Origin of the sequence: Erythrobacter sp. GH1-10, from assembly GCF_045363165.1 — a bacterium.
GTDB lineage: Bacteria > Pseudomonadota > Alphaproteobacteria > Sphingomonadales > Sphingomonadaceae > Erythrobacter.
The window spans coordinates 1,235,671-1,262,101 of sequence record NZ_JBJFLP010000001.1 but is presented as its reverse complement, the minus strand read 5'-3'; the positions used below and the strand labels follow the sequence as shown (position 1 = coordinate 1,262,101).

The 26,431-nt window shown below is 62.8% G+C and carries 26 protein-coding genes; 14 read left to right on the top strand and 12 right to left on the bottom strand.

Features of this window, described 5'->3' with window-relative positions:
* Positions 1-61: 61 nt before the first annotated feature.
* Positions 62-1,150 (top strand): DNA replication/repair protein RecF, encoded by a 1,089-nt coding sequence (gene recF / locus ACI5KX_RS06130; protein WP_406809791.1) that lies wholly within the window; start codon positions 62-64, stop codon positions 1,148-1,150.
* On the opposite strand, the gene ACI5KX_RS06125 is transcribed toward recF, so the two are convergent.
* Positions 1,147-1,890: an arylesterase gene (locus tag ACI5KX_RS06125; RefSeq protein WP_406809790.1), complete on the bottom strand. Its 744-nt coding sequence runs from the start codon at positions 1,888-1,890 to the stop codon at positions 1,147-1,149. The two genes, recF and ACI5KX_RS06125, sit on opposite strands and share 4 nt — an antisense overlap.
* A 59-nt stretch (positions 1,891-1,949) precedes the next feature.
* Here ACI5KX_RS06125 and ACI5KX_RS06120 point away from each other — a divergent pair, with 59 nt between their 5' ends.
* Together ACI5KX_RS06120 and ACI5KX_RS06115 are read left to right on the top strand one after the other, a co-directional pair.
* Positions 1,950-2,666, top strand: a complete 717-nt coding sequence (locus tag ACI5KX_RS06120; RefSeq protein WP_406809789.1) for an ABC transporter ATP-binding protein — start codon at positions 1,950-1,952, stop codon at positions 2,664-2,666.
* Positions 2,663-5,212, top strand: a complete 2,550-nt coding sequence (locus ACI5KX_RS06115) for an ABC transporter permease (protein ID WP_406809788.1) — start codon at positions 2,663-2,665, stop codon at positions 5,210-5,212. The genes ACI5KX_RS06120 and ACI5KX_RS06115 overlap by 4 nt, the downstream gene beginning before the upstream one ends.
* A 63-nt stretch (positions 5,213-5,275) precedes the next feature.
* Here ACI5KX_RS06115 and ACI5KX_RS06110 read toward each other — a convergent pair whose 3' ends face one another.
* The 3 genes from ACI5KX_RS06110 to ACI5KX_RS06100 form a co-directional block, all read right to left on the bottom strand.
* On the bottom strand, positions 5,276-5,665 hold the full coding sequence (locus ACI5KX_RS06110) for a DUF805 domain-containing protein (RefSeq protein ID WP_406809787.1): 390 nt from the start codon (positions 5,663-5,665) through the stop codon (positions 5,276-5,278).
* A 101-nt stretch (positions 5,666-5,766) separates the two neighbouring features.
* Entirely contained in the window at positions 5,767-6,162 is a 396-nt protein-coding gene (locus tag ACI5KX_RS06105; RefSeq protein WP_406811330.1) for a DUF805 domain-containing protein, read from the bottom strand.
* Positions 6,163-6,303: 141 nt separating this feature from the next.
* Positions 6,304-8,868 carry a TonB-dependent receptor gene (locus tag ACI5KX_RS06100; protein ID WP_406809786.1) on the bottom strand — a complete coding sequence of 855 codons (2,565 nt, stop codon included), beginning with the start codon at positions 8,866-8,868 and terminating at the stop codon, positions 6,304-6,306.
* A gap of 405 nt (positions 8,869-9,273) precedes the next feature.
* On the opposite strand from ACI5KX_RS06100, the gene typA reads away from it, so the two are divergent.
* Complete coding sequence (typA, locus tag ACI5KX_RS06095) at positions 9,274-11,109, top strand: translational GTPase TypA (RefSeq protein WP_406809785.1); 1,836 nt, start codon at positions 9,274-9,276, stop codon at positions 11,107-11,109.
* 6 nt (positions 11,110-11,115) lie between these two features.
* On the opposite strand, the gene ACI5KX_RS06090 is transcribed toward typA, so the two are convergent.
* Positions 11,116-11,889 (bottom strand): SDR family NAD(P)-dependent oxidoreductase, encoded by a 774-nt coding sequence (locus ACI5KX_RS06090; protein ID WP_406809784.1) that lies wholly within the window; start codon positions 11,887-11,889, stop codon positions 11,116-11,118.
* A gap of 215 nt (positions 11,890-12,104) precedes the next feature.
* Here ACI5KX_RS06090 and putP point away from each other — a divergent pair, with 215 nt between their 5' ends.
* From putP to ACI5KX_RS06075, 3 genes are all read left to right on the top strand, one after another.
* Positions 12,105-13,583 (top strand): sodium/proline symporter PutP, encoded by a 1,479-nt coding sequence (gene putP / locus ACI5KX_RS06085; protein ID WP_406809783.1) that lies wholly within the window; start codon positions 12,105-12,107, stop codon positions 13,581-13,583.
* Between the two features lie 92 nt (positions 13,584-13,675).
* Entirely contained in the window at positions 13,676-14,059 is a 384-nt protein-coding gene (locus ACI5KX_RS06080) for a VOC family protein (RefSeq protein WP_406809782.1), read from the top strand.
* 63 nt (positions 14,060-14,122) lie between these two features.
* Complete coding sequence (locus ACI5KX_RS06075; protein ID WP_406809781.1) at positions 14,123-14,857, top strand: extensin family protein; 735 nt, start codon at positions 14,123-14,125, stop codon at positions 14,855-14,857.
* An 18-nt stretch (positions 14,858-14,875) separates the two neighbouring features.
* Here ACI5KX_RS06075 and ACI5KX_RS06070 read toward each other — a convergent pair whose 3' ends face one another.
* From ACI5KX_RS06070 to ACI5KX_RS06040, 7 genes are all read right to left on the bottom strand, one after another.
* Positions 14,876-15,493 carry a response regulator transcription factor gene (locus tag ACI5KX_RS06070; RefSeq protein ID WP_406809780.1) on the bottom strand — a complete coding sequence of 206 codons (618 nt, stop codon included), beginning with the start codon at positions 15,491-15,493 and terminating at the stop codon, positions 14,876-14,878.
* A gap of 178 nt (positions 15,494-15,671) precedes the next feature.
* Positions 15,672-16,418 (bottom strand): peptidase, encoded by a 747-nt coding sequence (locus ACI5KX_RS06065; protein ID WP_406809779.1) that lies wholly within the window; start codon positions 16,416-16,418, stop codon positions 15,672-15,674.
* Positions 16,419-16,477: 59 nt separating this feature from the next.
* Complete coding sequence (locus ACI5KX_RS06060) at positions 16,478-17,314, bottom strand: transglutaminase domain-containing protein (RefSeq protein ID WP_406809778.1); 837 nt, start codon at positions 17,312-17,314, stop codon at positions 16,478-16,480.
* On the bottom strand, positions 17,311-18,255 hold the full coding sequence (locus tag ACI5KX_RS06055; RefSeq protein WP_406809777.1) for an alpha-E domain-containing protein: 945 nt from the start codon (positions 18,253-18,255) through the stop codon (positions 17,311-17,313). The genes ACI5KX_RS06060 and ACI5KX_RS06055 overlap by 4 nt, the downstream gene beginning before the upstream one ends.
* Complete coding sequence (locus ACI5KX_RS06050; protein WP_406811329.1) at positions 18,255-19,664, bottom strand: circularly permuted type 2 ATP-grasp protein; 1,410 nt, start codon at positions 19,662-19,664, stop codon at positions 18,255-18,257. Before ACI5KX_RS06050 ends, ACI5KX_RS06055 begins: the two co-directional genes overlap by 1 nt.
* Positions 19,665-19,784: 120 nt before the next feature.
* Positions 19,785-20,579 carry an esterase/lipase family protein gene (locus ACI5KX_RS06045; RefSeq protein WP_406809776.1) on the bottom strand — a complete coding sequence of 265 codons (795 nt, stop codon included), beginning with the start codon at positions 20,577-20,579 and terminating at the stop codon, positions 19,785-19,787.
* A 101-nt stretch (positions 20,580-20,680) separates the two neighbouring features.
* Positions 20,681-21,223, bottom strand: coding sequence for a DUF3617 domain-containing protein (locus tag ACI5KX_RS06040; protein WP_406809775.1), 543 nt, complete (start codon positions 21,221-21,223; stop codon positions 20,681-20,683).
* A gap of 84 nt (positions 21,224-21,307) precedes the next feature.
* Here ACI5KX_RS06040 and ACI5KX_RS06035 point away from each other — a divergent pair, with 84 nt between their 5' ends.
* The 7 genes from ACI5KX_RS06035 (at position 21,308) to ACI5KX_RS06005 (ending at position 26,390) form a co-directional block, all read left to right on the top strand.
* Positions 21,308-21,439: a hypothetical protein gene (locus ACI5KX_RS06035; RefSeq protein WP_406809774.1), complete on the top strand. Its 132-nt coding sequence runs from the start codon at positions 21,308-21,310 to the stop codon at positions 21,437-21,439.
* A gap of 70 nt (positions 21,440-21,509) precedes the next feature.
* Positions 21,510-23,702: an excinuclease ABC subunit UvrB gene (gene uvrB, locus ACI5KX_RS06030; RefSeq protein ID WP_406809773.1), complete on the top strand. Its 2,193-nt coding sequence runs from the start codon at positions 21,510-21,512 to the stop codon at positions 23,700-23,702.
* Between the two features lie 74 nt (positions 23,703-23,776).
* Entirely contained in the window at positions 23,777-24,337 is a 561-nt protein-coding gene (locus ACI5KX_RS06025) for a hypothetical protein (RefSeq protein ID WP_406809772.1), read from the top strand.
* Positions 24,338-24,339: 2 nt separating this feature from the next.
* On the top strand, positions 24,340-24,621 hold the full coding sequence (locus ACI5KX_RS06020; RefSeq protein WP_406809771.1) for a type II toxin-antitoxin system RelE/ParE family toxin: 282 nt from the start codon (positions 24,340-24,342) through the stop codon (positions 24,619-24,621).
* Positions 24,596-24,913, top strand: coding sequence for a HigA family addiction module antitoxin (locus tag ACI5KX_RS06015; RefSeq protein ID WP_406809770.1), 318 nt, complete (start codon positions 24,596-24,598; stop codon positions 24,911-24,913). Before ACI5KX_RS06020 ends, ACI5KX_RS06015 begins: the two co-directional genes overlap by 26 nt.
* Positions 24,914-25,036: 123 nt before the next feature.
* Positions 25,037-25,801: a class I SAM-dependent methyltransferase gene (locus tag ACI5KX_RS06010; RefSeq protein WP_406809769.1), complete on the top strand. Its 765-nt coding sequence runs from the start codon at positions 25,037-25,039 to the stop codon at positions 25,799-25,801.
* A 76-nt stretch (positions 25,802-25,877) separates the two neighbouring features.
* Complete coding sequence (locus tag ACI5KX_RS06005) at positions 25,878-26,390, top strand: hypothetical protein (protein ID WP_406809768.1); 513 nt, start codon at positions 25,878-25,880, stop codon at positions 26,388-26,390.
* Positions 26,391-26,431 lie beyond the last annotated feature (41 nt).

Below are 26,431 nucleotides of genomic sequence, written 5' to 3'. Positions count from 1 at the left end.
CCTGTTGGGATCGGCCTTTTTGGTGGTCTCTCGGCCCGCGCATGCTAGGGACCGACCAGCCATGGCGCTCGACAAGATCACCCTCCAGAATTTCCGGAACCATGCCTCGAGCGAGCTCGTGGAGACGGCTCATTTCAACCTGCTGGTCGGAGAAAACGGCGCGGGGAAGACGAATGTGCTGGAGGCGCTTTCGCTGCTCAGTCCGGGCCGCGGGCTGCGGCGGGCAAACCTTGCCGAACTGGCGCGCCGGGCGAATCCCGAGGACGAACCCGGTGCCTTTGCCATCGGCGCCAGCCTGATCGAGCAGGGGCAAGTCTCCGCCCGGATCGGCACCTACACCGAGCCGGACCGTCCCAACCGCCGCCTGGTTCGCATCAACGGCGCCGACGCTCCCGCCAGTGCGCTGTCCGAGTGGCTGGCGATTTCATGGCTGACCCCGGCGATGGACGGGCTGTTCACCGATAGCGCTGGCGCACGGCGGCGGTTCGTCGACCGGATGACACTCGCGGTGGAACCGGGACACGCCAAACACGTGACCAGCCTCGAAAATGCCCTGCGCGAACGCAACAAACTGCTCGAAACCGGCGGCGAACCGCGCTGGCTCGACGCGATCGAAGCGCAGGTCGCGCAGCACGGTGCAGTAGTGGCGCAGAACCGCGCACGGCTGATCGACCTTTTGGCGGACGAATTGTCCGCGGTGCCGCCCGAGCCTTTCGCCCGCCCGATCTTGGCTTATCGTCCCGGCGGCCCCACCGATGTCGCCGAGCTGCTCGCCGAACTCGCACGCGCGCGCCCCAGAGATCGTGCAGCCGGTCGCGCCCTCTCGGGTCCGCATCGCGACGAGTTGGACGTGGTGATGGCCTCCTCCGGCGTCCCCGCCGCCTCCTGCTCGACCGGCGAGCAAAAGGCGATGCTGATCGCGATCACGCTCGCTCACGGCGTGCTCGCCTCTTCCGGTCGCCCCAGCGTACTGCTGCTCGACGAAGTTGCCGCGCATCTCGATCCTGTTCGCCGCGCGGAGCTGTTCCGCCGGCTGGGCACGGGCAAGGCGCAGATATGGATGACCGGAACCGAACTCGCCCCTTTCGCCGAGATCGAAAGCGAGGCGGCGACCTGGCGGGTGAGCCGAGGGAAGCTGGAGCGGCTTTAACCGCCCTTGTCCTCCGGAATGGCCTGCTGAACATCGTCGAGCGTCGATGCCACCAGGGTTTCGATCCCTTCGGAGGTCGGGTGGATCCGGTCCGACTGGAACAGCGACTGGTCCTCGTAGATCTCTTCGAGCCAGAACGGGATCAGCGCGGTGCCGTATGTTTCCGCCAACTCGCCGTAAAGCGCGTCGAATTCGGCCTGATATTCGGGTCCGTAGTTGGGCGGTGCGCGCATCCCCATGATCAGCACCGGGATATCGCGGGACTGCAATTCTTCGAGCATCGCAGATAGATTGGCCTCGGTCTCCGCCGGAGAGAGCCCGCGCAACAGATCGTTTCCGCCGAGTTCGAGGATGAAGAGGTCGGGCTTAGACTCCTGCGCATCGAGCACGAATTCGAGCCGCTGGAGGCCTGCCGCGCTGGTATCACCCGAGACGCTGGCATTGGACATCACCGCATTGACGCCCCGTGCCCTGAGTGCAGCCTCGAGTTTGGCGGGGTAGCTTTCGCCTTCGCCGAGCCCGTATCCGGCGAACAGGCTGTTGCCGAAAGCGAGGATGTTCACTTCCGGCCCCATCACAGGTATTGCGGGCATTGTATCGCCAGCATCGAGGCGCGCGGCGCCCGATGCGGGAACCGCCTCCGCCTCACTCGCGTTTTCGCTGCACGCCGCCAATCCCAACGGCAAGACCGCCGCCGCACACGCAAAACGGATTGTTTTCGACCAAGTGCTTATCTGCATCTATCAGCCCCTCAGTTGGGTATCTTGTTGCAACTCATCCCCTATGCCATCTGGTGTCCGTGACAAACAATTCAAACGCAATCTCCGCCCGTGATCTCACATTGACGCTCGGCAGCGCTGCCGCGCCGGTCGAAATCCTGCGCGGGATCGATCTCGACATCGAATCCGGCGAGGTCGTCGCCCTGCTCGGCCCCTCGGGTTCGGGCAAGAGCTCGCTGATGGCGGTGCTGTCGGGTCTCGAACGCGCGACCGGGGGCAGCCTCGAGGTCGCGGGCGCGGATTTCTCCGGGATGGACGAGGACGCGCTGGCCCGTGCGCGGCGTGGCCGCATCGGGATTGTGCTTCAGGCGTTTCACCTGCTACCGACCATGACCGCAGCCGAAAACGTCGCAACCCCGATGGAACTCGCGGGCGCTGCGGATGCCCAGCCGCGCGCGATCGCCGAATTGCAGGCGGTCGGCCTCGGGCATCGCACCGGGCATTACCCGACCCAGCTTTCGGGCGGCGAGCAGCAGCGCGTCGCCATCGCCCGCGCCATCGCGCCGCGCCCCGAACTGATTTTCGCCGACGAGCCGACCGGCAATCTCGACGTCTCCACCGGCGAGGAAGTCGTCAAACTGCTGTTGGAACGCCGCGCCGAGACCGGCGCGACGTTGCTGATCATCACCCACGACGAAAATCTCGCAGCCAAGTGCGAGCGGGTGCTGACCATGGCCGACGGAGTAATCGTTTCCGACACGAGGAACGAGACTGCACGGGCCGAGGCAGCAGAGTGAGCGACACCTCCGGCCTCTCATGGGGCGCGGCGTGGCACATTGCACGGCGCGATCTCAATGCCCGCTTCCGCGGGTTGCGCCTGCTGCTGGTGTGCATCTTCCTCGGCACGGCGGCGCTGGCGGCGATCGGATCGCTGACCGCGGCGATCGAGCGTGAGCTTGCCTCTTCGGGCCAGGTGCTGCTCGGCGGCGATCTCGAGATCGAAGTATGGCAGCGTGACCTTTCCGATGAGGAACAGGCGGCGCTTGCCGAATACGGCACGATCTCGGGCGGAACACGGCTGCAGGCGATGGCGACCGCCGGTACGGGAGAGGACAGCCGCGCGGCGCCGGTGGAGTTGAAGGCGGTCGATGACAAGTGGCCGCTCTACGGCACGCTCACGCTTGCCGACGGCACCGAGACCGGCGCACCGGACGGTCGCGACGCGTATCTGGCACAAGGCGCGCTGGACCGGCTCGAAATCGCGGTCGGCGACACGTTCAGGGTCGGCACCGTCGACCTCACTGCGGCGGGCGTGATCGAAAACGAGCCCGATCGCCTGTCCGAAGGGTTCCAGCTCGGCCCCACGGTGCTGGTGGCAGAGCAAGTCCCCTATGATGCCGGATTGCTGGCCCCCGGCTCGCTCTATCAGAGCAAGTATCGTGTCGCCTTCGACGACCAGTCGCAAAATCCGGAGGCGGTCGAGGAAGCACTCACAGAAGGCTTCCCCAACGCTGGATTCGATTTCCGCAACCGCGACCGTGCCTCGCCGGGCGCAGACCGCTTCGTGGGCCAGATGAGCGACTTTCTCACGCTCGTAGGACTCGCTGCGCTGGTAATTGCAGGTATCGGGATTGCGGGCGGCGTTTCATCCTATCTCGACCAGCGGCGCACGAGTATCGCGACCCTCAAGGTCCTCGGCGCTTCGTCGCGCGACATCCTGCGCATCTACGCCCTCCAGATCGCGGTCGCCGCGCTGATCGGCAGCGCGGCGGGGCTCACGGTCGGCGTGCTGGTAACGCCGCTTCTCGGTTCGGCCCTCCAAGGGCTGCTGCCGGTCGAGAGCGGCTTGGTGATCGAGCCCGGCCCGCTGTTGCTTGCCGGATCCTACGGCTTGCTTGTCGCCTTCGCCTTTGCCGCCGCGCCGCTGCTGCGCGCACGCACCTTCCCGGCGATGGCGCTGATGCGATCGCGGATCGTGCCGCTCTCGCGCGACAAACGCGCGCTGATCGCCACCGGCCTCGGGATCGCGGCGATCTGTGCGCTGGCCCTGTTGACGACCGACCAGCCGATGCTATCGGGCGGTTTCCTGCTCGGCGCGGGGGGCGCTTTGATCGCGCTCGCGGCATTGGGCCTGCTGATCCGGTTTATCGCTCGCAAGCTCCCCCGCCCCGCGAACCCGGTGCTGCGTTCGGCGCTCGCAAACATCCACCGGCCCGGCTCGGCTACCGGCGCTCTCGTGACCGCGCTCGGCTTCGGGCTTGCCGCCTTTGTCCTGCTCGCGGCGATCCAGTCCGCTATCGACGGGAATATCCAGACCCGCGTCCCGCGCGAGGCCCCCGATTATTTCGTGCTCGATGTGCCCGTCGATCGCGAGCAGCGCTTTTACGAACTGGTCGAAACGCGCTTCCCCGAGGCGCAGATCCGCGCGGTCCCGACGATGCGCGGTTCGGTGCTCGCCTTCGGACCGCAGGACGACATGGTCCGTGTCGCCGACCTCGAAGAGCTGCCCGAAGGCGCGTGGATGCTGCGCGGCGAGCGCGGGATCACCTACGCCGACAGCGTTCCGATGGGCAATCGCGTGATCGAAGGCGAATGGTGGGGCGAAGATTATGCGGGTGAACCGCTGGTTTCGGTCGATTCCCGCTTCGCCGAAGCGGTCGATGTCGAAATCGGCGACTACCTCACGATCGGCATCCTCGGCACCGAACGCGACGTGAGGATCGCCAATTTCCGCGAGATCGACTGGGAAAGCATGGGCTTCAATTTCACCATGGTCTTCAGCCGCAATGCGATTGCCGATGTCCCGCACAATCTCTCCGCGACTATCGAGCTTCCTGCCGATGCCGACCCCGCCGAACAAGGCAGGCTGCTGCGCGACCTCGTGCAGGAGTTCCCCTCAAGCTCGGTGATCGAAGTTGGCGAGATACTGACCGAAGCGCGCACGATCCTGCAACAGGTGAGTCTCGCCACCCTCGCCGCCGCCGCAGTGGCGGTGCTTGCCGGCCTCGCAGTGCTGATGGGCGCGATCGCCGCCGCTCGCGCGGCGCGGATGTACGACACCGTGGTGCTGCGCGTTCTCGGGGCGAGCAGGCGGCAAATCCTGATGATTCAGCTCGCCGAATACGGGCTGATCGCACTGGCGCTCGCCGGCGTCGCGCTGGCGCTGGGATCGGCTCTCGGCTGGGTGATCATCACCCAGATGTTCGAATTCGACTGGCTGCCCGACTGGGGCGAGGTCCTTGGGGTGCTCGGGCTCGGCCTCGCGATGGTACTGGCCTTCGCGCTGGGCGGTTCGCTGCCGCTGCTCAGAGCCAAACCGGCACAGGCGCTCCGCGAGCTCTGATCCGGAACGAGAAAGGGCGGAGCCGCGGCCCCGCCCTCATTCATTCGGATTTCCGCCGAAGGCTTATTCGAAAGTCTCGGCGTCGCCAAAGCCCTTAGGATCGGGTCCATACTGGTTTGGACCCCGCGTTCCGTCGAGGCACATGAAGACCAGCACGATCAGACCGCCGACCAAAGGGATGAATCCCAGCAGAACGAACCAGCCGGACTTGTCCTGATCGTGGAAGCGGCGAACCTGCACAGCGAGGCTCGGGATGAAAATTCCGAGGACCAACAGCAGGGTCAGTGGACCGTATAGCCCTCCAACCATGCCTGACAGCCCCAGAATGCTCTCAACAATCGACAGCAAAATGGCCGCAATCACGACGCCCAGCAGAAACATCCAGTATTCCTTGCGGCGCGAACGCCCCGAAAAATCGGCATACCGCTTCAGCGGCATTATCATCCATTCCATACTTGATCCCCCTCTAATCAGGCTTTGCAGGCCACCAGAAAACGCCCGCAAGGACAATATACAAAAACGCGCTTCTTGCGCCCGGTTGCGACCCGGATCGCTTATTCGAAGACCTCAGCGTCGCCGATGCCCTTGGGATCGGGTCCGTACTGGTTGGGACCTCGCGTTCCGTCGAGACACATAAACACAAAAACGATCAGTCCGCCGACATACGGAATGAACTGGAGCAGGATGAACCAACCCGACTTGTCCTGGTCGTGGAAGCGACGAACCGTAACCGCGAGGCCCGGGATGAAGAACAGGCCGAGGTAGATTAGGCCCATGAGGATCAAAACGATCCCTCCAATCCCGCTCGGATTCTCGTCGAGGCCACCGGTGATCCCGACAATCACCGCCATGATCACCAGAACGATGATCTGGAGCAACACAAACATCCAGTATTCTTTGCGCCGCGAACGCCCTTGGAAGTCGGCATAGCGCTTCAGCGGTAGTGTCATCCATTCCACGTGAGATCCCCCTCTCGTTGAGCAGCGCCAAAGCACCATATCGTGCGTGGCAAGACAATAGGAAAACACAAGAAAAAGGGCCCCGCCGTCACCGGCGAGGCCCGTTTTCTGTTGGTAACGTCCCGTTCGGGATCAGAACTTGAAGCGAACCACGCCGCCGTAGGTGCGAGGGCCGCTCGGATAACCCGAGACAGTTCCAGCCTGTGCAACGCCATCGAACACCGTGATGATGTACTCGTCGTCGAGCAGGTTGCGGGCCCATGCGCCCACTTCGAGGCCGTTGTCGAGCGCCAGCGTGATCGATCCGTTCACGAGGTTGACCTCGCGCTTGAAGATCGGGTTCGATCCGAAGGTCGGCAGGCCGTTGTTGATGTTCTCGTTCGACTCATGGCTGTAGTCGAGACGCGAGATCAGGCGTGTGCCGCTGTCCCACTCGTGGGTGTAAGTCGCGCTGGTGGCGAGGCTCCACGAGGGGATGCCACCCGGACGCGCTCCGGTCAGGTCGCCGACGGGGCTTTCGGTGAAGCTGTCGTAAACCGGATCGAGGTGGGTCACGGCGAAGGTGAACACCAGCCCGTCTGCCGGGTTGATCGTCGTGTCGAGCTCGAATCCCTTCACCGACTGCTGACCGGCATTGTTGAGCTGGAAGCCCGTGCCGGTGAACAGGAAACTCTGGAAGCCCTTGATCGTCTGGTCGAACACCGCGAGGTTGAAGCCCCAGCCCGGCCACTGACCCTTGATGCCGAGTTCATAGACTTCGGCTTCTTCCGGTCCGGCAAAGCGCGACCCGGTGGTAAGATTCGGAACCGCGAGGCCGGCGTTGAGTATCGGCGAAGGCGGGGCCAGGATCTGTGAACGGCCCGGGCCGGGGATGTAATCGCCGAATACCGGTCGGCTGTCACGCGAGAGGTTGACCGAGCTCGCCTTGAAGCCGGTGGCGTAGCTGAAATAGACGTTGACCTCGTTCGTGGCCTGATACGACGCGCGCAGCAGGTAGGTGAACTTGTCGTCCGAGGTCTCGCCATCCTCGACTGCGTTCGGGATGGTCAGGAAGGGCGGCTGGAACTGGAACGGGGTCAGACCCAACAGCGGGTTCTGTGCCGGACTCTGTGCTGCCGCCGCAATCTGCCCAAATGCGACCGGATTAGCCTGTGCGAAGGCCGCGATCACCGCCGGATCGCTCGAACCGATTGCACCCGCGATGAAGGCATCGACGAGGTTGATGTTGGCCAGCTCGTCGAACGCCTGTCCGGCGAGAGCGAACTCCTTCTGGTCGTCGGTGTAGTTGAAGCCAGCGGTGAAAACGAGACCGTCAACCGGCTCGAGATCGATGGTGCCGAAGATCGAGTAGGACTGGTTTTCCATCGAATAGGCTTCGCTGGTCAGCAAGCCTGGCGAGAAAATGCTGTTCTGCGGCAGACCAAGCGCCAGCTCGACCCCGTTGAACACCTGCGGATTGCCTGCAAGGAGCGAGAAGAACGGTCGCGCATCCGAGCCGGTGAGCAGCAGGCTGTCCTGCACGATGCTTTCATCGAAATAGTAGCCGCCGAGCAGGAAGTTGAGCGGGCCGTCGAAATCCGAGGCAATTCGCAATTCTTGCGTGAAGGTCTTCACGCGCTGGTCGCGAATTTCGCTGACGATATCGGCGCTGGTGAAGTCGACGTCCTGATCGACGAAGTTTTCGAGCTTGCGATAGGCGGTGATCGAGGTCACCGAAATCGGGCCGCTCGCCCAGTCGATCTGGCCCGAGACGCCATAATTGTCTGTCTCGTTGACCGGCACCTGATTGAGGAAGATGTCGTAGCTGAAGAAATCGGTATTGAGCGCCCCGCCCACACCGAACACCGCCGGTGCGGTCGGTCCGGCAACCAGCGTGCTGACGACGCAGCAGGCTTCATCGAAGCGCGAATAGTCACCGATCAGGCGAATGCTGAGATCGGGCGTCGGCTCGATCAGAAGCTGGCCGCGGGCGGCCCAGCGATTACGCTCGGAAACGTCTTCGTCGAGGTTGACGATGTTGCCATAGCCGTCGCGGCGGTTGTAGCTGCCATCGATCGAGAACGCGATATTGTCGCTGATCGGGCCGGTCACGTCGCCCTTGAGAACCAGCGCGTTGAAGTTGCCGTAGCTCGCTTCGACGCTGCCGCCGAACTCGAACTGAGGCGGACGGGTCACGACCGAGATGACGCCGGCCGACGCGTTCTTGCCGAACAGGGTCGATTGCGGGCCGTTGAGCACTTCGATGCGCTGGACATTCGGAAGGTCGTTAAGCGAGGCTGCCGAACGCGAACGGAATACGCCGTCGATGAAGACGCCGACCGATGGCTCGATGCCGAAGTTGTTGTCGCCATTGCCGAAGCCGCGAATGATGAAAGTCGTCGAAGACGAGTTCTGGAGCTGGCTGACGCGCAGCGACGGGGTGACCGTCTGGAGATCCAGCACGTCGCGGATCTGCGCCGCTTCCAGTGTCTCGCCGGTGGTCACCGAGACCGAAATCGGGGTTTCCTTAAGCGTCTGTTCGCGCTTCGAGGCGGTGACGATGATGACGTTGTTGTTTTCGGGCGCTTGCACCCCTGGCTCGCCTTCGTCTGCATCCTGAGCGAAAGCGGCGGTCGGCGCGGCAAAAGCGAAGGCTGCGGCACCTGCCAGCAGGGTGAATCGGTACGATCCGGTCGAACCGGTCTTAATCGAACGCATGGAAACTCCTCTCCAAAATCCCCTCGACCCCCCGGTTGCCGTAGCGGCGCGCATCCCTAAATGCTTTTTATCCCGTGGTCGATTGCCCATCTAATAGTGGAGGGTGACTCGCGCCACAAGCGGCATGCCTAGGGAATCCGCAGCGAAACGAGGCATTGTTGCAACACCGACACAGTGTTGCGCGGGGGCGGCAACGCACGGAAATCGCGAAAGCTTGCCGAATGCCACCCGCTGCGCTAGGCGCTCGCGAAATGCTGCAATGCAACAGCGTGTGAAACTGGCAGAGCTTGCCGTAGCGTCACCTCGCCTGTCGCAAACCCGCCACATAACCGCCCTACCCGCACCCCGCACTTTCCGTCGGTTCGCATCTCGCGCCTCCGGCACCTGATTTGGATAATTCGAACAATGTCTTCCGACCTTCGCAATATCGCGATCATCGCCCACGTCGACCATGGCAAGACCACGCTGGTCGACCAGCTCTTCCGCCAGTCGGGCACTTTCCGCGAGAACCAGCGGGTCGAGGAACGCGCCATGGACAGCGGCGACCTCGAAAAGGAACGCGGGATTACGATCCTCGCCAAATGCACCAGCGTTGAGTGGGAGCATGATGGCAAGACGACGCGCATCAACATCGTCGACACGCCAGGCCACGCCGATTTCGGCGCCGAGGTGGAGCGTATCCTGAGCATGGTCGACGGCGTCATCCTGCTGGTCGACAGCGCAGAGGGCGCGATGCCGCAGACCAAGTTCGTCACCGGCAAGGCGCTTGCGCTGGGCCTGCGACCGATCGTCGTGGTGAACAAGATCGACCGTCCCGATGGCCGCCCGCAGGAAGTGCTCGACGAGGTGTTCGACCTGTTCGCCTCGCTCGACGCGACCGATGAACAGCTGGATTTCCCGTCCCTTTTCGCCTCGGGCCGCGATGGATATGCCAGCGAAGACGAGAACGCACGCGAAGGCACGCTCGATCCGCTGTTCAAGCTGATCACCGAGCACGTCCCCTCACCGGGCCTCGACACGACCGGCAAGTTCGCATTTCTCGCCACCCTGCTCGATCGAGACAATTTCATGGGCCGCGTGCTCACCGGCCGCGTGCAATCGGGCACGATCAAGATCAACGATCCGATCCACGCGATCGACATGAACGGCAATGTCGTCGAGACCGGCCGGGCAACCAAGCTGATGAGTTTCGACGGACTTGAGCGCGTACCGGTCGAAAGCGCGCAGGCGGGCGACATCATCGCGCTCGCGGGCCTCGAAAAAGCGACCGTCGCAAATACAATATGCGATCCTTCTGTCCGCGAACCCATCGCCGCCCAACCGATCGATCCGCCCACCCTCGCAATGCGTTTCTCCGTGAACGATTCGCCGCTTGCCGGACGCGAGGGCGACAAGGTCACGAGCCGCATGATCCGCGACCGCCTGCTCCGCGAGGCCGAGACGAACGTCGCGATCCGCGTGACCGAGAGCGAAGACAAGGACGCCTTCGAAGTTGCAGGACGCGGCGAGCTTCAACTCGGCGTGTTGATTGAAACGATGCGCCGCGAAGGTTTCGAACTTGGCATTTCCCGCCCCAAGGTTCTCTTTCGCGAGGAAGATGGCCAGCGCATGGAGCCGTACGAAACCGTCGTCATCGATGTCGATGACGAGCACTCCGGCACGGTTGTCGAGAAGATGCAGCGCCGCAAGGCCGACCTGACCGAAATGCGGCCCTCGGGCCAGGGCAAGACCCGCATCACCTTCTCCGCCCCCTCTCGCGGGCTGATCGGGTATCACGGCGAATTCCTGTCCGACACGCGCGGCACCGGCATCATGAACCGCCTGTTCGAGAAATACGGTCCTTACAAGGGCCCGATCGAAGGCCGGATCAACGGGGTGCTGATCTCCAACGGAGACGGCGAGGCCAACGCCTATGCGCTCAACATGCTCGAAGAGCGCGGCGAGCTGTTCGTCGCTCCGCAGATGAAACTGTACGAAGGCATGGTGATCGGCGAGAACGCCAAGCCCGACGATCTCGAAGTGAACCCGATGAAAGCCAAGCAGCTTTCCAACGTGCGTTCATCGGGCAAGGACGACGCGATCCGGCTCACCCCGCCGCGGCGAATGAGCCTGGAGCAGTCGATCGCCTATATCGACGACGACGAGATGGTCGAAGTGACGCCGCAGAGCATCCGCCTGCGCAAGACCTTGCTCAACCCGCACGAACGCAAAAAGGCGAGGCGCAGCAAGGACGCAGGCTGATCCGCCTCACATATAGGCGAAGAAATTCGGCTGGCCGTTCGAAGAGCTGACTCCGCCATCGACCGCGAGGTTGACGCCGGTGATGAACGCCGCGTCCTCGCTGGCGAGGAAGGCTGCGGCGGCGGCGATGTCTTCCGGCTCGCCCATCCGGCCGAGCGGGATGCGCTGCATGAACCCCTCCATCAGCTTCTCGTTGCCCATGATGTCCTCCACCATCTCGGAGCGTGTCAGCGACGGGTTGATCGCGTTGACCCGGATGCCGAGCATGCCGATCTGCTGGGCGAGGCCGCGGGTGAGGTTCGTCACCGCGCCTTTGGACGCGTTGTAGATCGGCAGCGTGGAATCTCCGCCGGTCCCCGAAACGCTCGAGATATTGACGATCGATCCGCCGGTGGTCTTCAGATGCGGGATCGCGGCGCGGCAAAGGTAGAGCACCCCCTTTACGTTGATGTCGATCACCCGGTCGATCTCTTCGTCGGTCGCCTTGTGCAGCATGCCCGAAACCGCGACGCCCGCATTGTTGACGAGCGTATCGAGCCCGCCGAAGCGCTCGACCGTCCTGGTCACGATCTCGTTTGCGAACGCCGATTTGCTGACGTCGCCGGCAACGACGAGCGTCCGGTCCGCGTCCAGCGTTGCGGCGACTTCCTCGCAATCGTCGCGATTGCGCGAATTGATGACGACGTTCGCACCCTCGGCGGCGAACCGGCGGGCGATGCCCTCCCCGATCCCGCCGGACGATCCGGTAACGATGACGGTTTTTCCGGAAAAGCGGCTCATGGTGGTGGCTCCTTTGATGGCGGGTTTGATCTCTCAACTCACAAGACGGCGAGCGGCTCCGAGAAAGCCGGTCAATCGACGCCGCGAAGAAAGTTTCTTGCAGGGCAGCATCCACGAAAGACATTTAGGAATGCGCGCGAGCTTTCGCGCAATGCTTGCTAATTCCGGTCGCCCTGTGGCCATTACCCTCGGCCTTTGTTACCCGCCTCTCCGATATGGAAACCGCAACACTCGTCTCTCTCGCTCTCTACTTCATTCTCATGATCGGCATCGGGCTCTATGCCTGGCGCAAGTCGACCGATGACAGCGAAGGCTATCTGCTCGCCGGGCGCAACCTGCCCCCGGCCGTTGCGGCGCTTTCCGCCGGTGCATCCGACATGTCGGGCTGGCTGCTGCTTGGCCTGCCAGGCGCGCTCTACGCCGCCGGGCTGGTCGAGGCATGGATCGGGATCGGCCTGTTCGCCGGTGCCGTCGTAAACTGGTTCGTCGTCGCCCCGCGCTTGCGCGAGCAGACCGAGAGTTACGGCAATTCGCTGACGATCCCGCAATTCCTCTCCAACCGCTTCCCCGAAAGCGCGACAACATTGCGGGTCGTCTCCGCGATCGTGATCGTGGTGTTCTTCACCGTCTACACCGCTGCGGGGCTCGTAGGAGGCGGCAAGCTGTTCGAGACGGCATTTGCGGGACTGCTCCCGAATGCCGGGATGAGCGATTATATGCTCGGCATCGTCATCACGTGCGGGATCGTGCTCGCCTACACGATGGTCGGGGGCTTCCTTGCGGTTAGCCTCACCGACTTCGTGCAGGGTGTGATCATGATGGTGGCTCTTGTCGTCATGCCGCTGGTCGTCCTGTTCGGCCCGGGCGGAGATGCGGGTGCATCGCTTTTGGAAGTCGATGTTCCCGGCTTCCTCAGCCTGACCGAGGGCCTGACATTGCTCGGCTTCATCAGCGCCGTGACCTGGGGGCTCGGCTATTTCGGCCAGCCGCACATCATCGTGCGCTTCATGGCGATCGATACGGTCAAGCGCGTCGCCACGGCCCGCAATTACGGCCTGTCGTGGATGGCAATCTCGCTGGTCGGCGCCATCGGCATGGGCATTGCCGGACGCGCCTATGCCGACCGCAACGGTATCGTCGTGGAAGATCCCGAAACGATCTTCATCGTACTGTCGGACTTGCTGTTCCACCCGCTGGTGACGGGCTTCCTGTTCGCCGCGCTGCTGGCTGCGATCATGAGCACGATTTCCTCGCAGCTGCTGGTGTCGTCGAGCTCGCTTACCGAGGATTTCTACCGTCTGTTCCTGCGCAAGGACTGCAGCGAGAAAGAAGCGGTGAACGTCGGACGCGTCTGCGTTGCGCTCGTGGCTATCGCGGCGATCGTCATTGCCAGCGATCCGGACAGCGAAGTGCTCGGCCTCGTCGCCAATGCATGGGCCGGGTTCGGAGCGGCCTTCGGACCGCTGATCATTCTAGCGCTGACATGGCGCGGGATGACGGGTGCGGGTGCGGTTGCCGGCCTGATCACAGGAGCGGTGGTCGCAGGCGGCTGGATCGCACTCGAATGGAATTCCAGCTTCCTTGGCGGCGAAGGCCTGTACGAGATCGTTCCCGGCTTCATTGCCGCATGGATCGCAATCGTGGTCGTGAGCAAGGCGACCGAGGGCAGCAACCAGGCGCTTCCCGCCGAATAGGCCTCCCTTTTCTCCTGCTTCCGGCTGGTTCACACTCCCGAACGGGACTGTGAACCGGGGCCGATTCGCCCCGCCGGACAGGAGGGTGTGCGATGAGTGACGAACCACGGATCACAGGGCTGGGAGGCGTATTCTACGTCGCCGCAGACCCGGAAGCGACGCGCGCATGGTATCGCGAGATGCTCGGGGTCGATGGCGAGTACGGTCCGCAGTTCGCGTGGGCGGACGAGCCGAAAAAGAACCCCTACTCGCTCGTCAGCCACTTCCCCGACGACGAGTATATCAAGCCGGGCCAGGGTGGCTTCATGATCAACCTGCGCGTCCACGATCTCGATGGCTTCTGCGCGATGCTCAAAAAGAAGGGCGTGAAGGTGCTCGACACTGCCGATGAAGGCTACGGGAAGTTCGCCTGGATTCTCGATCCCAACGGGGTGAAGATCGAGCTGTGGGAGCAGGTCGCGGAGGAATTGCCCTGATTCCGGGACGAGCCGAGCGCGCTTAGCCATTTGTTAACCATGTTCGGCCGATAGTCCCGGCCTATGGAGAAGCTCGCGACAATCAGGCAATTCGCTGTGCTGGCAGGCGCATTGGCGCTCGGTGCGTGCGGAAGCCTAATTCCATCGGCGAACGGAAGCCCTGCCTCCGCGCCGGATCGTGCGAGCACCACGCCGGCCAAGCCGGTTTCATCGCCGCGCCGGGTTGCGTCTGCCCCGACTGCCATCGTTCCGCGTAGGGCCGATGCCGCCTGCATCGCCGATCTCACCAGCGCCGGAGCGCGTTTCTCCGCCCTGCCCGACACTTATGCGGGGCCGGGTTGCAACAAGCTCGGCACGGTCCAGCTTTCGGCTTTGTCGGGCGATATGTCGCAATTCGGGGTCAGCAATATCGGCCCGGTCCAATGCCGCACCGCGCAAGCCTTCAACGCCTGGGCGCGCTTCGGTGTCGACCGCGCCGCGCGCCAATTGCTCGGCAGCCGGCTCGAGCGGATAGAGACCATGGGCAGCTATGCCTGCCGCAATGTCGCGGGATCGGATCGCCGTTCGGCCCACGCCACTGCGGGGGCGATCGATGTATCGGCCTTCGTCCTGGAAGACGGGCGGCGGATCAGCCTTACAGACGACTGGCACGGCGGCACCCCCGCCGAACGCGAATTCCTCCGCGTGGTCCACAAGAGCGCGTGCAAGCGCTTCGGCACGGTTCTCGGGCCGGATTACAACCGCGCGCACGAAGACCATTTCCATCTCGAAGGCACGGGCGCGCAATTCTGCCGCTGATCCCGCGCGCGACGACGGTCAGGCCCGGCGAGGTTCCAGCTTGGCGTCGAGCTTCAGCCTCACCGCCTCTGCTGCGTGCCGGGCACCCAGCTTGGCCATCATGTTGGCGCGGTGGATTTCGACCGTTCGCGGGCTGATGCCGAGATCGCGCGCAATCACCTTGTTGCTGCTGCCATCGGCGAGCAGATCGAGCACTTCGCGCTCGCGTGCCGAGAGACTCGCGATCAGGTCGCGTGCCTCGATCATGCGCCTGCGCGCCGCGCCGAACACTTCGGCCTCCTTGGCGATCCGCGCAAGGCACAGACCGAAACGCTCCGGATCGAGCGGAAGCGGGAGATAATCGAGCGCCCCCGCCTTGATCGCCTCGACGATCCTACCCGGCTTAGGCTGTTCCTCCACCGCTATCACGGGCAGCCAGATCCCGAGCCGACCGAGACGATCCAGGATACCGGCGATGCCGCCCTCCTGCATCACATCCCGCGCCACGATGATTCCATCGCGCGGCGGATGGACAGACAGTTCGTCTAGATTGCCATAGACTTCGGAATGGTGGCCCAGCTGGAAGCCCACGCGCGCCAGTTCGGCACGATGCCTGCTCGATGGATCGATGAAGTGCAGAGAGGATTTGCTTGGCATGCGATCCGATTGAGCGTGGATCGCATGCTAATTCACGCGAGGATTACTCGACTATGGATCGACGGGCTGCCTGATATCATTCTTTACGCCGCTCAGCCTCCGAAAAATTTCCTCCAAAATGAAGCGGAATGCCAAGCATCGCCTAGGTGTTTCCTCGGGTCGCACGGATTGCGGCGGATCAGGACTGCGAATCGAAACTGTAGTTAGGCAGCGAGTGAAAGGCCGATTTCAGCGCATCGCCCCAACCCGACGAGATCGCGTCGAAATAGGGATCGTCCTGCGTCACGCGATGTTCGTGCGTCGGCGCGAATTCGTCCTTGCCGATCACCAGACAATCGAGCGGCAAGCCGACCGAGAGGTTCGCCTTCAAAGTGCTGTCGAACGACACCATCAGCAGCTTGACCGCATCCTCGAAGCTCATGTTGCGGTCATAGGCGCGCAGGATAATCGGACGGCCGTATTTGGTCTCCCCGATCTGGAAGAACGGCGTGTCCCAGCTGGCTTCGACGAAGTTGCCTTCGGGGTAGATCATGAACAGGCGCGGCTCCATGCCCTTGATCTGTCCGGCCAGGATCATCGATGCGGTGAAACGCCCTTTGCCGCGATCGCCGTTGTCCGCCTGGACCTCCTCGATCGTCTGCCGCAGCAGTTTGCCGATCTCGGTCGCGACGTTAAACATCGTTTTGCCCTTGATCAGCGTGTTGTCGCGCTCGTCGGGTTCCTTGGTGCGCTCCTCGAGCTGGCTGACCACAGCCTGCGTGGTGGCAAGGTTGCCCGCCGTCATCACCGCGATGATGCGCTCGCCCGGCACCTCCCAGTGGTGCATCTTGCGAAACACCGAAATGTTGTCGACGCCGGAATTGGTCCGGGTGTCGCTCATCAGCACCAGCCCTTTGTCGAGCACCATGCCAACGCAGTAAGTCATGTGGGTTCTCCCAAGAACGGCTGCCGCGCGCTAGCCCAAGTGGGCCGAAGCGGAAAGCACTATTGCTGCGCTTGTTCCTGGTGTTCGTGCTGCTGCTCGACCGCGATATCCACCTTGAGCATCTCCTCGGTCGACCCGAAGGTAATGCCGGTGATCGGCGCCGCATCGCGATAATCGCGTCCGGTCGCGACGCGGACGTAGCGCGGATCGGGGCTGATACCGTTGGAAATGTCGAACCCCACCCAGCCGAGCCCGTCGACATGCGCTTCGGCCCAGGCGTGTGCCGCCTCTTGCTCGATCCGGTCGTTCATCATCAGGTAGCCGCTGACGTAGCGCGCGGGAATATCCGCCGCCCGCGCGGCACCGATGAAGATATGCGCGTGATCCTGGCACACACCGTGTCCGGAAACGACCGCTTCCTCCGCGGTGGTAGAAACGCCGGTTCTTCCGGTTTCGTATTGCACCGCCTCGAGGATCCTGCTCGACAAACGGTGCAGGAATGCGACCTTGTCGTCATCATCGTCCGGGCTTTCGATCTCCTTGACCAGTGCGCGCATCTTGGGTCCGGGCTTGGTCAGCCGGGTCTGCCCGAGGAAGCTCCAAAGCGGCAGGTGCCCCGAATGGCGACCGATAATTCCGCTTTCGTCCTGCGTCTGGACAGTGCCCGCGCACGTCACCCTGACCTCGCTCGCGCCCGGCTCAACCGCGACCAGAGTCACCGTATTGTGGTGCTGGTCTTCGTATTCGAGTTCGGGCTGCGCGTTCTCGTAGGTCATGTCCCACTTCAGGATGCGTTGCCCCTGCGTCTCTTTCGGCTTCAGGCGCAGGCGCTGCAGCGCGTGCACCACCGGCTCTTTGAATGAATAATGCGTCGTGTGGCGGATTGAGAGTTTCATGACAGGAACCGGTAATCTTCGGCGATAGCGCTGGCTATCGCGGCGTTGCGGGCCATGAAGTCGATCAGGAATTCGTGCAGCCCCTGTTCGAAAATCTCGTCCACGGTAAGGTTGGCGATGTGCATGTCGGCATCGCGCATCAGTTCGTTGCAGGTGCCTTCCTGCCCGTGGAGACGGGCAAGCGCGGCGAGATTGTCACGCAGGGCGCTGCGGCAAAAGGCGAGGGCCCTGGGGAAGCGGTCATCGAGCACCAGGAATTCGACGATCCCGCGCGCATCCATCTGCCCGGCGTTGAGCCAGCTGTAGGCGCGTGCGCCCGCGACCGATCGCAGCACCTGCTCCCACTGCCCGGTGTCGAGGCTCGACCCGACGTAGGAGACCGATGGCAGAAGCAGGAAATACTTCATGTCGAGGATCCGCGCTGTGCTGTCCGCGCGCTCGATAAAGGTGCCGGCGCGCGCGAAGTGATAGGCTTCCGAGCGCAGCATCGAGCCGTCGAGTGCGCCGTGAACGCGCATCCCGGCGCGGCGGATCGTGCGCACGACCTCACCCACCGATCCCTGACTGACCGGACGCGCCAGCATTTTGTCGAGCGCCATCCAGTTCTCGTTGACCGCTTCCCAGACGTCGCTCGAAATGTTGGTGCGTGCGAGCCGCGCATTGGTGCGCACCGCGCCAAACATCTCGCGGACATTGGCGGGATTGGCTTTGTCGCGCAGCACGAAATTCCAGACCGACGTTCCGTCGTACACATCGTATTCGGCCTCGTAGAGCGACTGGGTGCCGCTGGTCGCGATGACCGACCGCCACTCGTCCTCGGCAGCGACCAGATCGCGGGTCAGCGCCATGCGCAGGCCCGCTTCGAGCAAGCGTGCGGTATTCTCGGCCCGCTCGAGATAGCGGAACATCCAGAACAATCCGTTGGCGGTGCGTCCTAACATCAGTCTTTCAACACCCATGTGTCCTTGGTGCCGCCGCCCTGCGACGAGTTCACCACCAGCGAGCCTTTCTTCAGCGCAACGCGGGTCAGCCCACCGGGCGTGATGTCGATCCCGTTGGGCGACACCAGCACGAACGGGCGCAGATCGACATGGCGCGGCGCCAGGCCCTTCTTGGTGAAGATCGGACAGGTCGACAGCGCGAGCGTCGGCTGCGCGATATAGTTTTCAGGATTGGCTTCGAGCTTCTTGCGGAATTGCTTGACCTCTTTCTTCGAAGCGGTCGGGCCGATCAGCATTCCGTAACCGCCCGAACCGTGCACTTCCTTGACCACCAGCTCTTCGAGGTTGTCGAGCACATAGCCGAGGCTGTCCGGATCGGCGCAGCGCCAGGTGGTGACATTGGGCAGCAGCGGCTTCTCGCCGGTATAGAATTCGACGATCTCGGGCATGAACGAATAGATCGCCTTGTCGTCGCAGATCCCTGTCCCCGGAGCATTCGCGATCGTGATCCCCCCGGCCCGGTAGACGTCCATGATCCCCGGAACGCCGAGCACGCTGTCAGGTTCGAAGGTGAGCGGATCGAGGTAGTCGTCGTCGACCCGGCGATAGAGCACGTCGATCGGCTTGAAACCGATTGTGGTGCGCATCTGCACCCGTCCGTCTTTCACTCTTAGATCGCTGCCCTCGACAAGCTCCGCGCCCATCTGGTCTGCGAGGAAGGCATGTTCGAAATAGGCCGAGTTGTAGATACCCGGCGTCAACACCGCGACGGTGGGCTTGGATCCGCCGGCACCGTCATAGGCGGGCGGCGCGCACGCAGCGAGACTGCGCGCGAGGCGGCGCGGGTAGTTCGAAACCTGTTCGACAGCGACCCGGCTGAACAAGTCGGGGAACATCGCCATCATCGTTTCGCGGTTCTCCAGCATGTAGGAGACCCCCGATGGCGTGCGGGCGTTATCTTCCAGCACGAACCATTCGTCCGGTCCCGTGCGCACCAGGTCGATGCCGACGATGTGGGTGTAGATATCTCCGGGCGGGCTGAACCCGACCATGTTGGGCAGCCAGGCATCGTTCTGCCGGAACAGCCGCTCCGGCACGCGTCCCGAACGAACGATTTCCTGCCGGTGATACATGTCATAGAGAAAGCTGTTCAGCGCCCGTACGCGCTGCTCGATCCCGCGGGTCAGCCTGCGCCATTCGCCTGCGGTGATAATGCGCGGAACCATGTCGAACGGGATCAGGCGCTCTTCCGCCTCTTCCTCGCCATAAACATTGAAGGTGATCCCGGTGCGGCGGAAACTGTCGTCCGCTTCCACCGCCTTGCGGCGCAGCCAGTCGTTTTCCTGCTCGTCGAACCAGGTGCAGTAGTCTGTGTAGGCGGGACGCGTGTCGCGTGACGCGTCCCACATTTCATCGAATGTGTCCGGCTGTCCTTGCACGTGGCCGACCATCGATCCCCCAGTTTGTTAGCAGTTGCACAATCAGCTTAGCCGTATGTGCGCGAAAAGAAAGTCTAACAAACCAAAGGATCAGTCGCGCTCAAGTTCCGAAAGAACCGCGTAAATCGCCTCGGGGGCGTAGGAAAAGCCGAGATGGGTGCATCGCAAGGCGATTGCCCGGTCGCGTTCGCCGGGGTGACCGGCGGCGCTGCGCGGCGCGATCGCACCGTCGTTGGGGCTCCACATGGCGACGGTTTCCATCGGCGGTTTGACGGCGAGGTCTGCCTTTACCGGCGGAGCATCGACCCGGTGCCCGGCTACGAATTGATAGACCCGCCAGACATTGTTGGCGCGCGGACTGCCCGAAAACGGCGAACCCATTGTGATCACCTTGCGTACCCCGTCGGGTTGGCGCTTGGCCAATTCGCGGGCGTAAAGCCCGCCTAGGCTCCAGCCGAGCAGGACGATCGGGCGATCGTAGCGCTCGCGAATCTCGATCAGGCGGCGTTCCATCTTTTCGAACGTCTTCTCGTCCGCGCCCCAATTGAACCCGAGCCCCCAGCGTTTCGCCTTGTGCCCTGCACGCTCGAGATTGCGCGCAAGATAGCGCATGCGCGCCGGATGGGCGGCAAAGCCGGGCAGGATCAGGACGGTCTTGGGCGAACTCGTCGCCGGAATATCGAGCTTGCCGCGAACCAGCCGCCGGGCCGGCTCGGTCAGAACTTCGAGCTCTCCCAGCATGCGACGCAGCGTGGGGCGCCCCTTCTCCTCGTCCTCGCTGTCGCACTCCTCGCGCGCCAGCTCGATACGACGCGCAAGATCGATTTCGCCCAAAGGCAGCTTGGGCAGCTTGGATCGGTCGAAAAGGCGCGCGCGGGTTGCCATGGAACTGTAACAATACACTCAACGAGTGAATGCACGGTGAAGCAAGCGATTGCGCGCGCCGTCGTATGCCGGTCGTGGAATTGGGAGGGCCGAGTGCGGCCTCAGCAGTCGCCTATCCGCTCGTGCTGGGCGCGGAATTTCATGGTCGTCGGCCCCATGCCCATGTCTCCGCTCATGGTCATCGTCACGTCGGAAGACGTCGGTGTGCCCGTGCCTTCCATGACCATGGTCATCGTGCCCCCTCCTGTCTTGCAGGTCATCTCGGCATCGATGTTGCCACCGGTCGCGTCGAAGCGCTGGAAGGTGCAGTCACCCTCCTGCGACTTCCGCGTCATTTCCTTGAATCCTTCATCGACATCGTCCTGCGTCAGGCAATAATCGAAACTGCGCGACATTCTCCCGCGCATCATGTCCGCCACCTGCGGGGGTGCGCCCGGCATATCGAGCGAGATCAGTTCGACATCGCTGCGGTACTTCCCGGGCATCGGCTTGACGTCCGAGCTTGCTGCGGCCGATGCAACTTCGTCCATCGTCATCGCGCTGTCGCTCGCATCCTGAGACGCGCTGGTGTCGTTGCTGGAGGCGTCACCCCCGCATGCAGCCACCAAAAGCACCGCTGCGGTTCCAAGAGCCAGGTTCTTCATCGTCCATCTCCTCAATTCTCTCGATTCGATGCGACCGTTCTTGTCTTTTGACGGGCAGCGTAGAGAAGCGCGCCGCGTATCTCAATGGCGAGCCGGAAACCGAGAGAATGCCCGGCATTGGGCGACATTCTCGCTTCCACCCTCGTCGCGAAACCGCGAAAGAACTGGCACGGACGATATGGCATGGATCACGTGCCGCTTCCCGACGGCAGGTAATCCGGTTGGAGTGCGACAAATCACGGCAAAGAATTGCCGAACGCGACTCCATTCCCCATATGTTCCCGCCATGGCCGAACTCATCATCCGACGCGGACTCGACGAACCTGAAACCGGCGAGGAATTCACCCCGCACCGCCCCGAACACCCCGAAAAATCGATGCCCGGCAAGCGGTTCGAGCTGGTGTCGGATTACGAACCCTCGGGCGATCAGCCCACCGCGATCGCGGAGCTGGTGGCCGGTGCCCGCGACGGCGAGCAGACGCAGACGCTGCTCGGTGTAACCGGATCGGGCAAGACCTTCACCATGGCCAAGGTGATCGAGGAATTGCAGCGCCCCGCGCTTGTCCTCGCGCCGAACAAGATCCTCGCCGCGCAGCTCTATGGCGAATTCAAGAGCTTCTTTCCGAACAACGCGGTCGAGTATTTCGTTTCATATTACGATTACTACCAGCCGGAGGCCTACGTCCCCCGCTCGGACACCTATATCGAAAAAGAATCGAGCGTGAACGAGGCAATCGACCGGATGCGCCACTCGGCCACGCGCGCGCTGCTCGAACGCGACGACGTGATCATCGTCGCTAGCGTTTCGTGCCTTTACGGTATCGGCTCGGTCGAGACCTATTCGGCGATGGTGTTCGACATCAAGAAAGACGAGACGGTCGACCAGCGCGAGCTGATCCGCAAACTCGTCGCGCTGCAATACAAGCGCAACGATGCCGCCTTTGCGCGCGGCAACTTCCGCGTGCGCGGCGACAATCTCGAGCTGTTCCCCTCGCACTACGAAGACATGGCATGGCGCATCAGCTTCTTCGGCGACGAGATCGAGGAGATCAGCGAATTCGATCCGCTGACGGGTAAGAAAGGCGCATCGCTCGACAAGGTGCGCGTCTACGCAAATTCGCACTACGTCACGCCCGGGCCAACGATGAAGCAAGCCACCGAGGCGATCAAATTCGAGCTCGCACACCGGCTCGAGGAACTCGAGGCCGAGGGCAAGCTGCTCGAGCATCAGCGGCTCGAACAGCGCACCAATTTCGATCTCGAAATGATCGCCGCCACGGGCTCATGCGCGGGGATCGAGAACTATTCGCGCTTTCTTACCGGGCGACTTCCGGGCGAGCCGCCGCCGACCCTGTTCGAATACCTTCCCGAAAACGCACTGCTGTTCGTCGACGAAAGCCACCAGACCGTGCCGCAGATCGGCGCGATGTCGAAGGGCGACCATCGCCGCAAGATCACGCTTGCCGAATACGGTTTCCGCCTGCCCTCCTGCATCGACAACCGCCCCTTGCGCTTCAACGAATGGGACGCGATGCGCCCGCAGACCTTCTGCGTCTCGGCAACGCCCGGAAACTGGGAGATGGAGCAGACCGGCGGCGTCTTCGCCGAACAGGTGATCCGCCCCACCGGCCTGATCGATCCGCCGGTCGAGATCAAACCGGTCGAGGATCAGGTGCAGGACTGCATCCAGGAATGCCTTGCGACCGCGAAGAAGGGATATCGCACTCTCGTCACCACGCTGACCAAGCGCATGGCTGAAGACCTCACAGAATTCATGCACGAGGCGGGCGTGCGCGTGCGCTATATGCACTCAGACGTCGAGACGCTGGAGCGTATCGAGCTGATCCGCGACCTGCGCATGGGCGTCTACGACGTTCTCGTCGGCATCAACCTGCTCCGCGAAGGGCTCGACATTCCCGAATGCGGCCTCGTGTGCATCCTCGATGCCGACAAGGAGGGCTTCCTGCGCTCCGAAACCTCGCTTGTGCAGACCATCGGCCGTGCCGCGCGCAATGTCGATGGCCGCGTGATCCTCTACGCCGACCGGGTGACGGGCAGCATGGAACGCGCGATGGCGGAAACCGACCGACGCCGCACCAAGCAGCAGGCTTATAACGAGGAACACGGCATCACGCCGACCACGATCAGGCGCAATATCCAGGACATCGTCGCGCACACCGCATCGCAGGATGGGGTGACGGTCGAGATCGAGGACGAGGTCAACAATCTCGTGGGCCACAATTTGCGCGCCTATATCGAGGACCTCGAAAAGCGGATGCGCGACGCGGCGGCAAACCTCGAATTCGAGGAAGCCGGGCGGCTGCGCGACGAAATCCGTCGGCTGGAGAACGACGAGCTGGGCCTGCCCGATGCGGACAAGAAGGCCCCGCGCGTGGGTCGTTCGGATGCGGGCCGACCGGGGACGCGCAAGACGCGGTATGGGAAGACTCGGTACAAGCGGATGGGTGGAAAGCCTTGATAGGACATTTTCCACATCCATACCTTGCAATTGCAAATTGATTTCATCATAATGTCTCCATCAAGGAGGCTGGGATGTCATTCGAAACTACCATTGCTGGATTGCTGGAATTCTTGGACTGGATGGCGGACAAAGGTTACGCGCCTGGAAATACGATCTCGTCGCGGAAGGCGGCAGCCAACAAGGTCATCTCTTCGCTTGGAGAAGACGAGGCGGCAGACGTCCTGGCAATCGAGGTCGAGGATGCAATCGAACGCTTTGCTACCAAACACGGTCAACAGTATTCCTCGGAGAGCCTGCAATCGTACAAGAGCCGAGTAAAAACCGCTCTTGAGGATTTTGCCGCGTATAGGGCCGACCCAGTCGGGTTTCGACCAGCCGGGCGCTCGTCTGTCAAGCCAAAGCCAGATAAGGGGAAGCAAACTAGTCTTAAGGTCAAACGCCCGCCGCATAAGACCGCCAGCCTTTCTCCCCCGCCCCCCCCTCCTTCGACCTCAGTAGGTGGCAATGTCGTTCCCGTGCCAATTCGCGAAGACGTCATCGTCAAGATCGGGAACCTCCCGTTTGATTTGAGCCAAGATGAGGCGCGAAAAATTGCAAACGTCATTTTGGCATACGGCGGGGCTTTCGACTGATCATGATACAATCCTTCGCCGACAAGGAAACCGAACGCATCTGGTCCGGTCGGCGTAGCCGTAAGCTTCCTGCCGATATTCAGTCGCGCGCCCTCATCAAACTCAACATGATCGACGCAGCAGAAACGCTTGAGGACCTCAAATCCCCTCCGAGCAACCGCTTGCATGCACTCGTAGACGACCGCGTCGGGCAGCATTCGGTTTCAATTAACATGAAATGGCGTATATGTTTCGTCTGGAAGGACGGAAACGCGTACGATGTCGAAATCGTCGACTACCACTGACGAAGACTGGCTGCACATTCCCCATGCGGGCGAAGTGTTGGTCTCGGAATTCATGGAGCCGCTTGGGCTCGACACTGCCACTTTGGCCCGCGCCATCGAGGTCGATATCTCTCGCCTTCAGTCCGTGATCGATGGCGAGGATCGTATCGACGGCGAACTCGACCTGCGCCTCGCGCGGTATTTCCGTATGTCCGATGGCTTTTTTCTGCGCATTCAGACCAGTGCTGAGCTTCGTGTCGCGAAACGCGCGCTCAACGGCGAGCTTGACCGCATCCAGCCCCGAGCTGCGTAGCTCCCCAACGCTCTTCGTCGAGCCTGAACGCCCCTCGTCGAGCCTGAACGTCGCTGGTCAGACTGGCGCTTGCCCCTGCGGGCGAACACGCTTCCATTCTCCCCAACACGGGAGACTACCACTATGAAACGCCTCGCTTTTACTCTCGCCGCCGCATCCGCGCTTGCGCTCACCGCCACCCCTGCCCTCGCGCATGAGCCCGAGACGATCGCCGCCGCCGTCGCCGTGCCCGACCGTCCCGAAGAGGCCCGCGCGCTCGATGAAATCCGCAAGCCTGCCGAAACGCTCGCCTTCCTCGGCCTCGAAGAGGGCATGGTCGCCGCCGACCTGATCCCCGGGAACGGCTACTGGAGCGAAATCATGGCGCATGTCGTCGGACCCACCGGATCGGTCGTCGCGCTCCATCCGCAGCAATTCAGCACCAGCGAGGAGGCTGTCGCGGGGTGGGCGGCCTTGCTGGAACGGGCGCCCGGCGTGTCGCTCATCCGCTATCCGTTCGAAAAATTTGCCTACGAAGCCGACAGCCTCGACTTCGCGATCATGAACCTCAATTACCACGACATCTACTGGACTTCCGAGCGCTACGACATCCCCTTCACCGATCCTGATGCCTACGTCGCGGCGCTCTTTTCCGCAATGAAGCCGGGCGGCATCGTCGGGATCATCGACCACACCGGCCAACCCGGCGATACGCGCGAAGTCGTGGACGCCACCCACCGGATCGATCCGGACGTGGTCAAGGCCGATTTCGAACGCGCAGGCTTCGTGCTGGTGGCGACAAGCGACATCCTGGCCAATCCGGAGGACGACCTCTCGGTCAACGTGTTCGACCCCGCTGTCCGCGGAAAGACCGACCGGTTCCTGTTCAAGTTCGTCAAACCGCTCTGAGGGTAGCGGCGAGACTGCCGTTTTTGCGCGGCGGAAAGTCTGCCATAGCGCCGCAATGCGCTGCGCATTCGCTTCGATGATTCTCGCTTTGGTTCTGGGCGGTACTGCCGGCTGCAAGCCGCCGCCGACCGATGCCGATCTTGACCGCGAGATGCCGCAAGACGAACCGACCTTCGCCTCCGAGCCGTTGCCCTCGCCCGATACCGAAGGCGCGATCTGGGCGCCCTCCGCCGAAGAGAACCGCATCATCTACGGCGTCCCGGGACAGCCGCCGCTGCTGGCACTTGCGTGTATCGAGCGCGAGGGCCGGTCCGAGGCGTTGCGGATCACCCGGCTTGCCCCTGCCGACGAAGGCGCGAGCGCGCTGCTGGCGCTGATCGGGAACGGCGCGATCGGGCGGATCGAGGTCGAAGCGACCGAAATCGGCAGCCGCACCGTTTGGCAAGGCGAGATCGATGCTGCCGACACCCGCTGGGAGCCGCTCAACGGTCCGCGTCAGGTCACTGCAACGGTTCCCGGTGCCGGGATGGTGACGATCAACCCGAGCCGGCTGCCCGAGGAATTGCTCAGCGAATGCCGCGCGTTGTGATCTTCCGCACGCCCATTCGGGCACGCGATCTCCTTGCTCAC

Coding starts and splice junctions, on each gene's coding strand:
- ACI5KX_RS06070 (WP_406809780.1), bottom strand. CDS start 15,493: ATGCCAAGCAAATCCTCTCTGCACTTCATCGATCCATCGAGCAGGCAT.
- ACI5KX_RS06075 (WP_406809781.1), top strand. CDS start 14,123: ATGGAGAAGCTCGCGACAATCAGGCAATTCGCTGTGCTGGCAGGCGCA.
- ACI5KX_RS06055 (WP_406809777.1), bottom strand. CDS start 18,255: ATGTTAGGACGCACCGCCAACGGATTGTTCTGGATGTTCCGCTATCTC.
- recF (WP_406809791.1), top strand. CDS start 62: ATGGCGCTCGACAAGATCACCCTCCAGAATTTCCGGAACCATGCCTCG.
- ACI5KX_RS06065 (WP_406809779.1), bottom strand. CDS start 16,418: ATGACTTACTGCGTTGGCATGGTGCTCGACAAAGGGCTGGTGCTGATG.
- ACI5KX_RS06015 (WP_406809770.1), top strand. CDS start 24,596: ATGTCGAAATCGTCGACTACCACTGACGAAGACTGGCTGCACATTCCC.
- putP (WP_406809783.1), top strand. CDS start 12,105: ATGGAAACCGCAACACTCGTCTCTCTCGCTCTCTACTTCATTCTCATG.
- ACI5KX_RS06060 (WP_406809778.1), bottom strand. CDS start 17,314: ATGAAACTCTCAATCCGCCACACGACGCATTATTCATTCAAAGAGCCG.
- ACI5KX_RS06100 (WP_406809786.1), bottom strand. CDS start 8,868: ATGCGTTCGATTAAGACCGGTTCGACCGGATCGTACCGATTCACCCTG.
- ACI5KX_RS06025 (WP_406809772.1), top strand. CDS start 23,777: ATGTCATTCGAAACTACCATTGCTGGATTGCTGGAATTCTTGGACTGG.
- ACI5KX_RS06020 (WP_406809771.1), top strand. CDS start 24,340: ATGATACAATCCTTCGCCGACAAGGAAACCGAACGCATCTGGTCCGGT.
- ACI5KX_RS06105 (WP_406811330.1), bottom strand. CDS start 6,162: ATGACACTACCGCTGAAGCGCTATGCCGACTTCCAAGGGCGTTCGCGG.
- ACI5KX_RS06050 (WP_406811329.1), bottom strand. CDS start 19,664: ATGTGGGACGCGTCACGCGACACGCGTCCCGCCTACACAGACTACTGC.
- ACI5KX_RS06010 (WP_406809769.1), top strand. CDS start 25,037: ATGAAACGCCTCGCTTTTACTCTCGCCGCCGCATCCGCGCTTGCGCTC.
- uvrB (WP_406809773.1), top strand. CDS start 21,510: ATGGCCGAACTCATCATCCGACGCGGACTCGACGAACCTGAAACCGGC.
- typA (WP_406809785.1), top strand. CDS start 9,274: ATGTCTTCCGACCTTCGCAATATCGCGATCATCGCCCACGTCGACCAT.
- ACI5KX_RS06035 (WP_406809774.1), top strand. CDS start 21,308: ATGGCGAGCCGGAAACCGAGAGAATGCCCGGCATTGGGCGACATTCTC.
- ACI5KX_RS06110 (WP_406809787.1), bottom strand. CDS start 5,665: ATGGAATGGATGATAATGCCGCTGAAGCGGTATGCCGATTTTTCGGGG.
- ACI5KX_RS06005 (WP_406809768.1), top strand. CDS start 25,878: ATGATTCTCGCTTTGGTTCTGGGCGGTACTGCCGGCTGCAAGCCGCCG.
- ACI5KX_RS06125 (WP_406809790.1), bottom strand. CDS start 1,890: ATGCAGATAAGCACTTGGTCGAAAACAATCCGTTTTGCGTGTGCGGCG.
- ACI5KX_RS06090 (WP_406809784.1), bottom strand. CDS start 11,889: ATGAGCCGCTTTTCCGGAAAAACCGTCATCGTTACCGGATCGTCCGGC.
- ACI5KX_RS06045 (WP_406809776.1), bottom strand. CDS start 20,579: ATGGCAACCCGCGCGCGCCTTTTCGACCGATCCAAGCTGCCCAAGCTG.
- ACI5KX_RS06040 (WP_406809775.1), bottom strand. CDS start 21,223: ATGAAGAACCTGGCTCTTGGAACCGCAGCGGTGCTTTTGGTGGCTGCA.
- ACI5KX_RS06080 (WP_406809782.1), top strand. CDS start 13,676: ATGAGTGACGAACCACGGATCACAGGGCTGGGAGGCGTATTCTACGTC.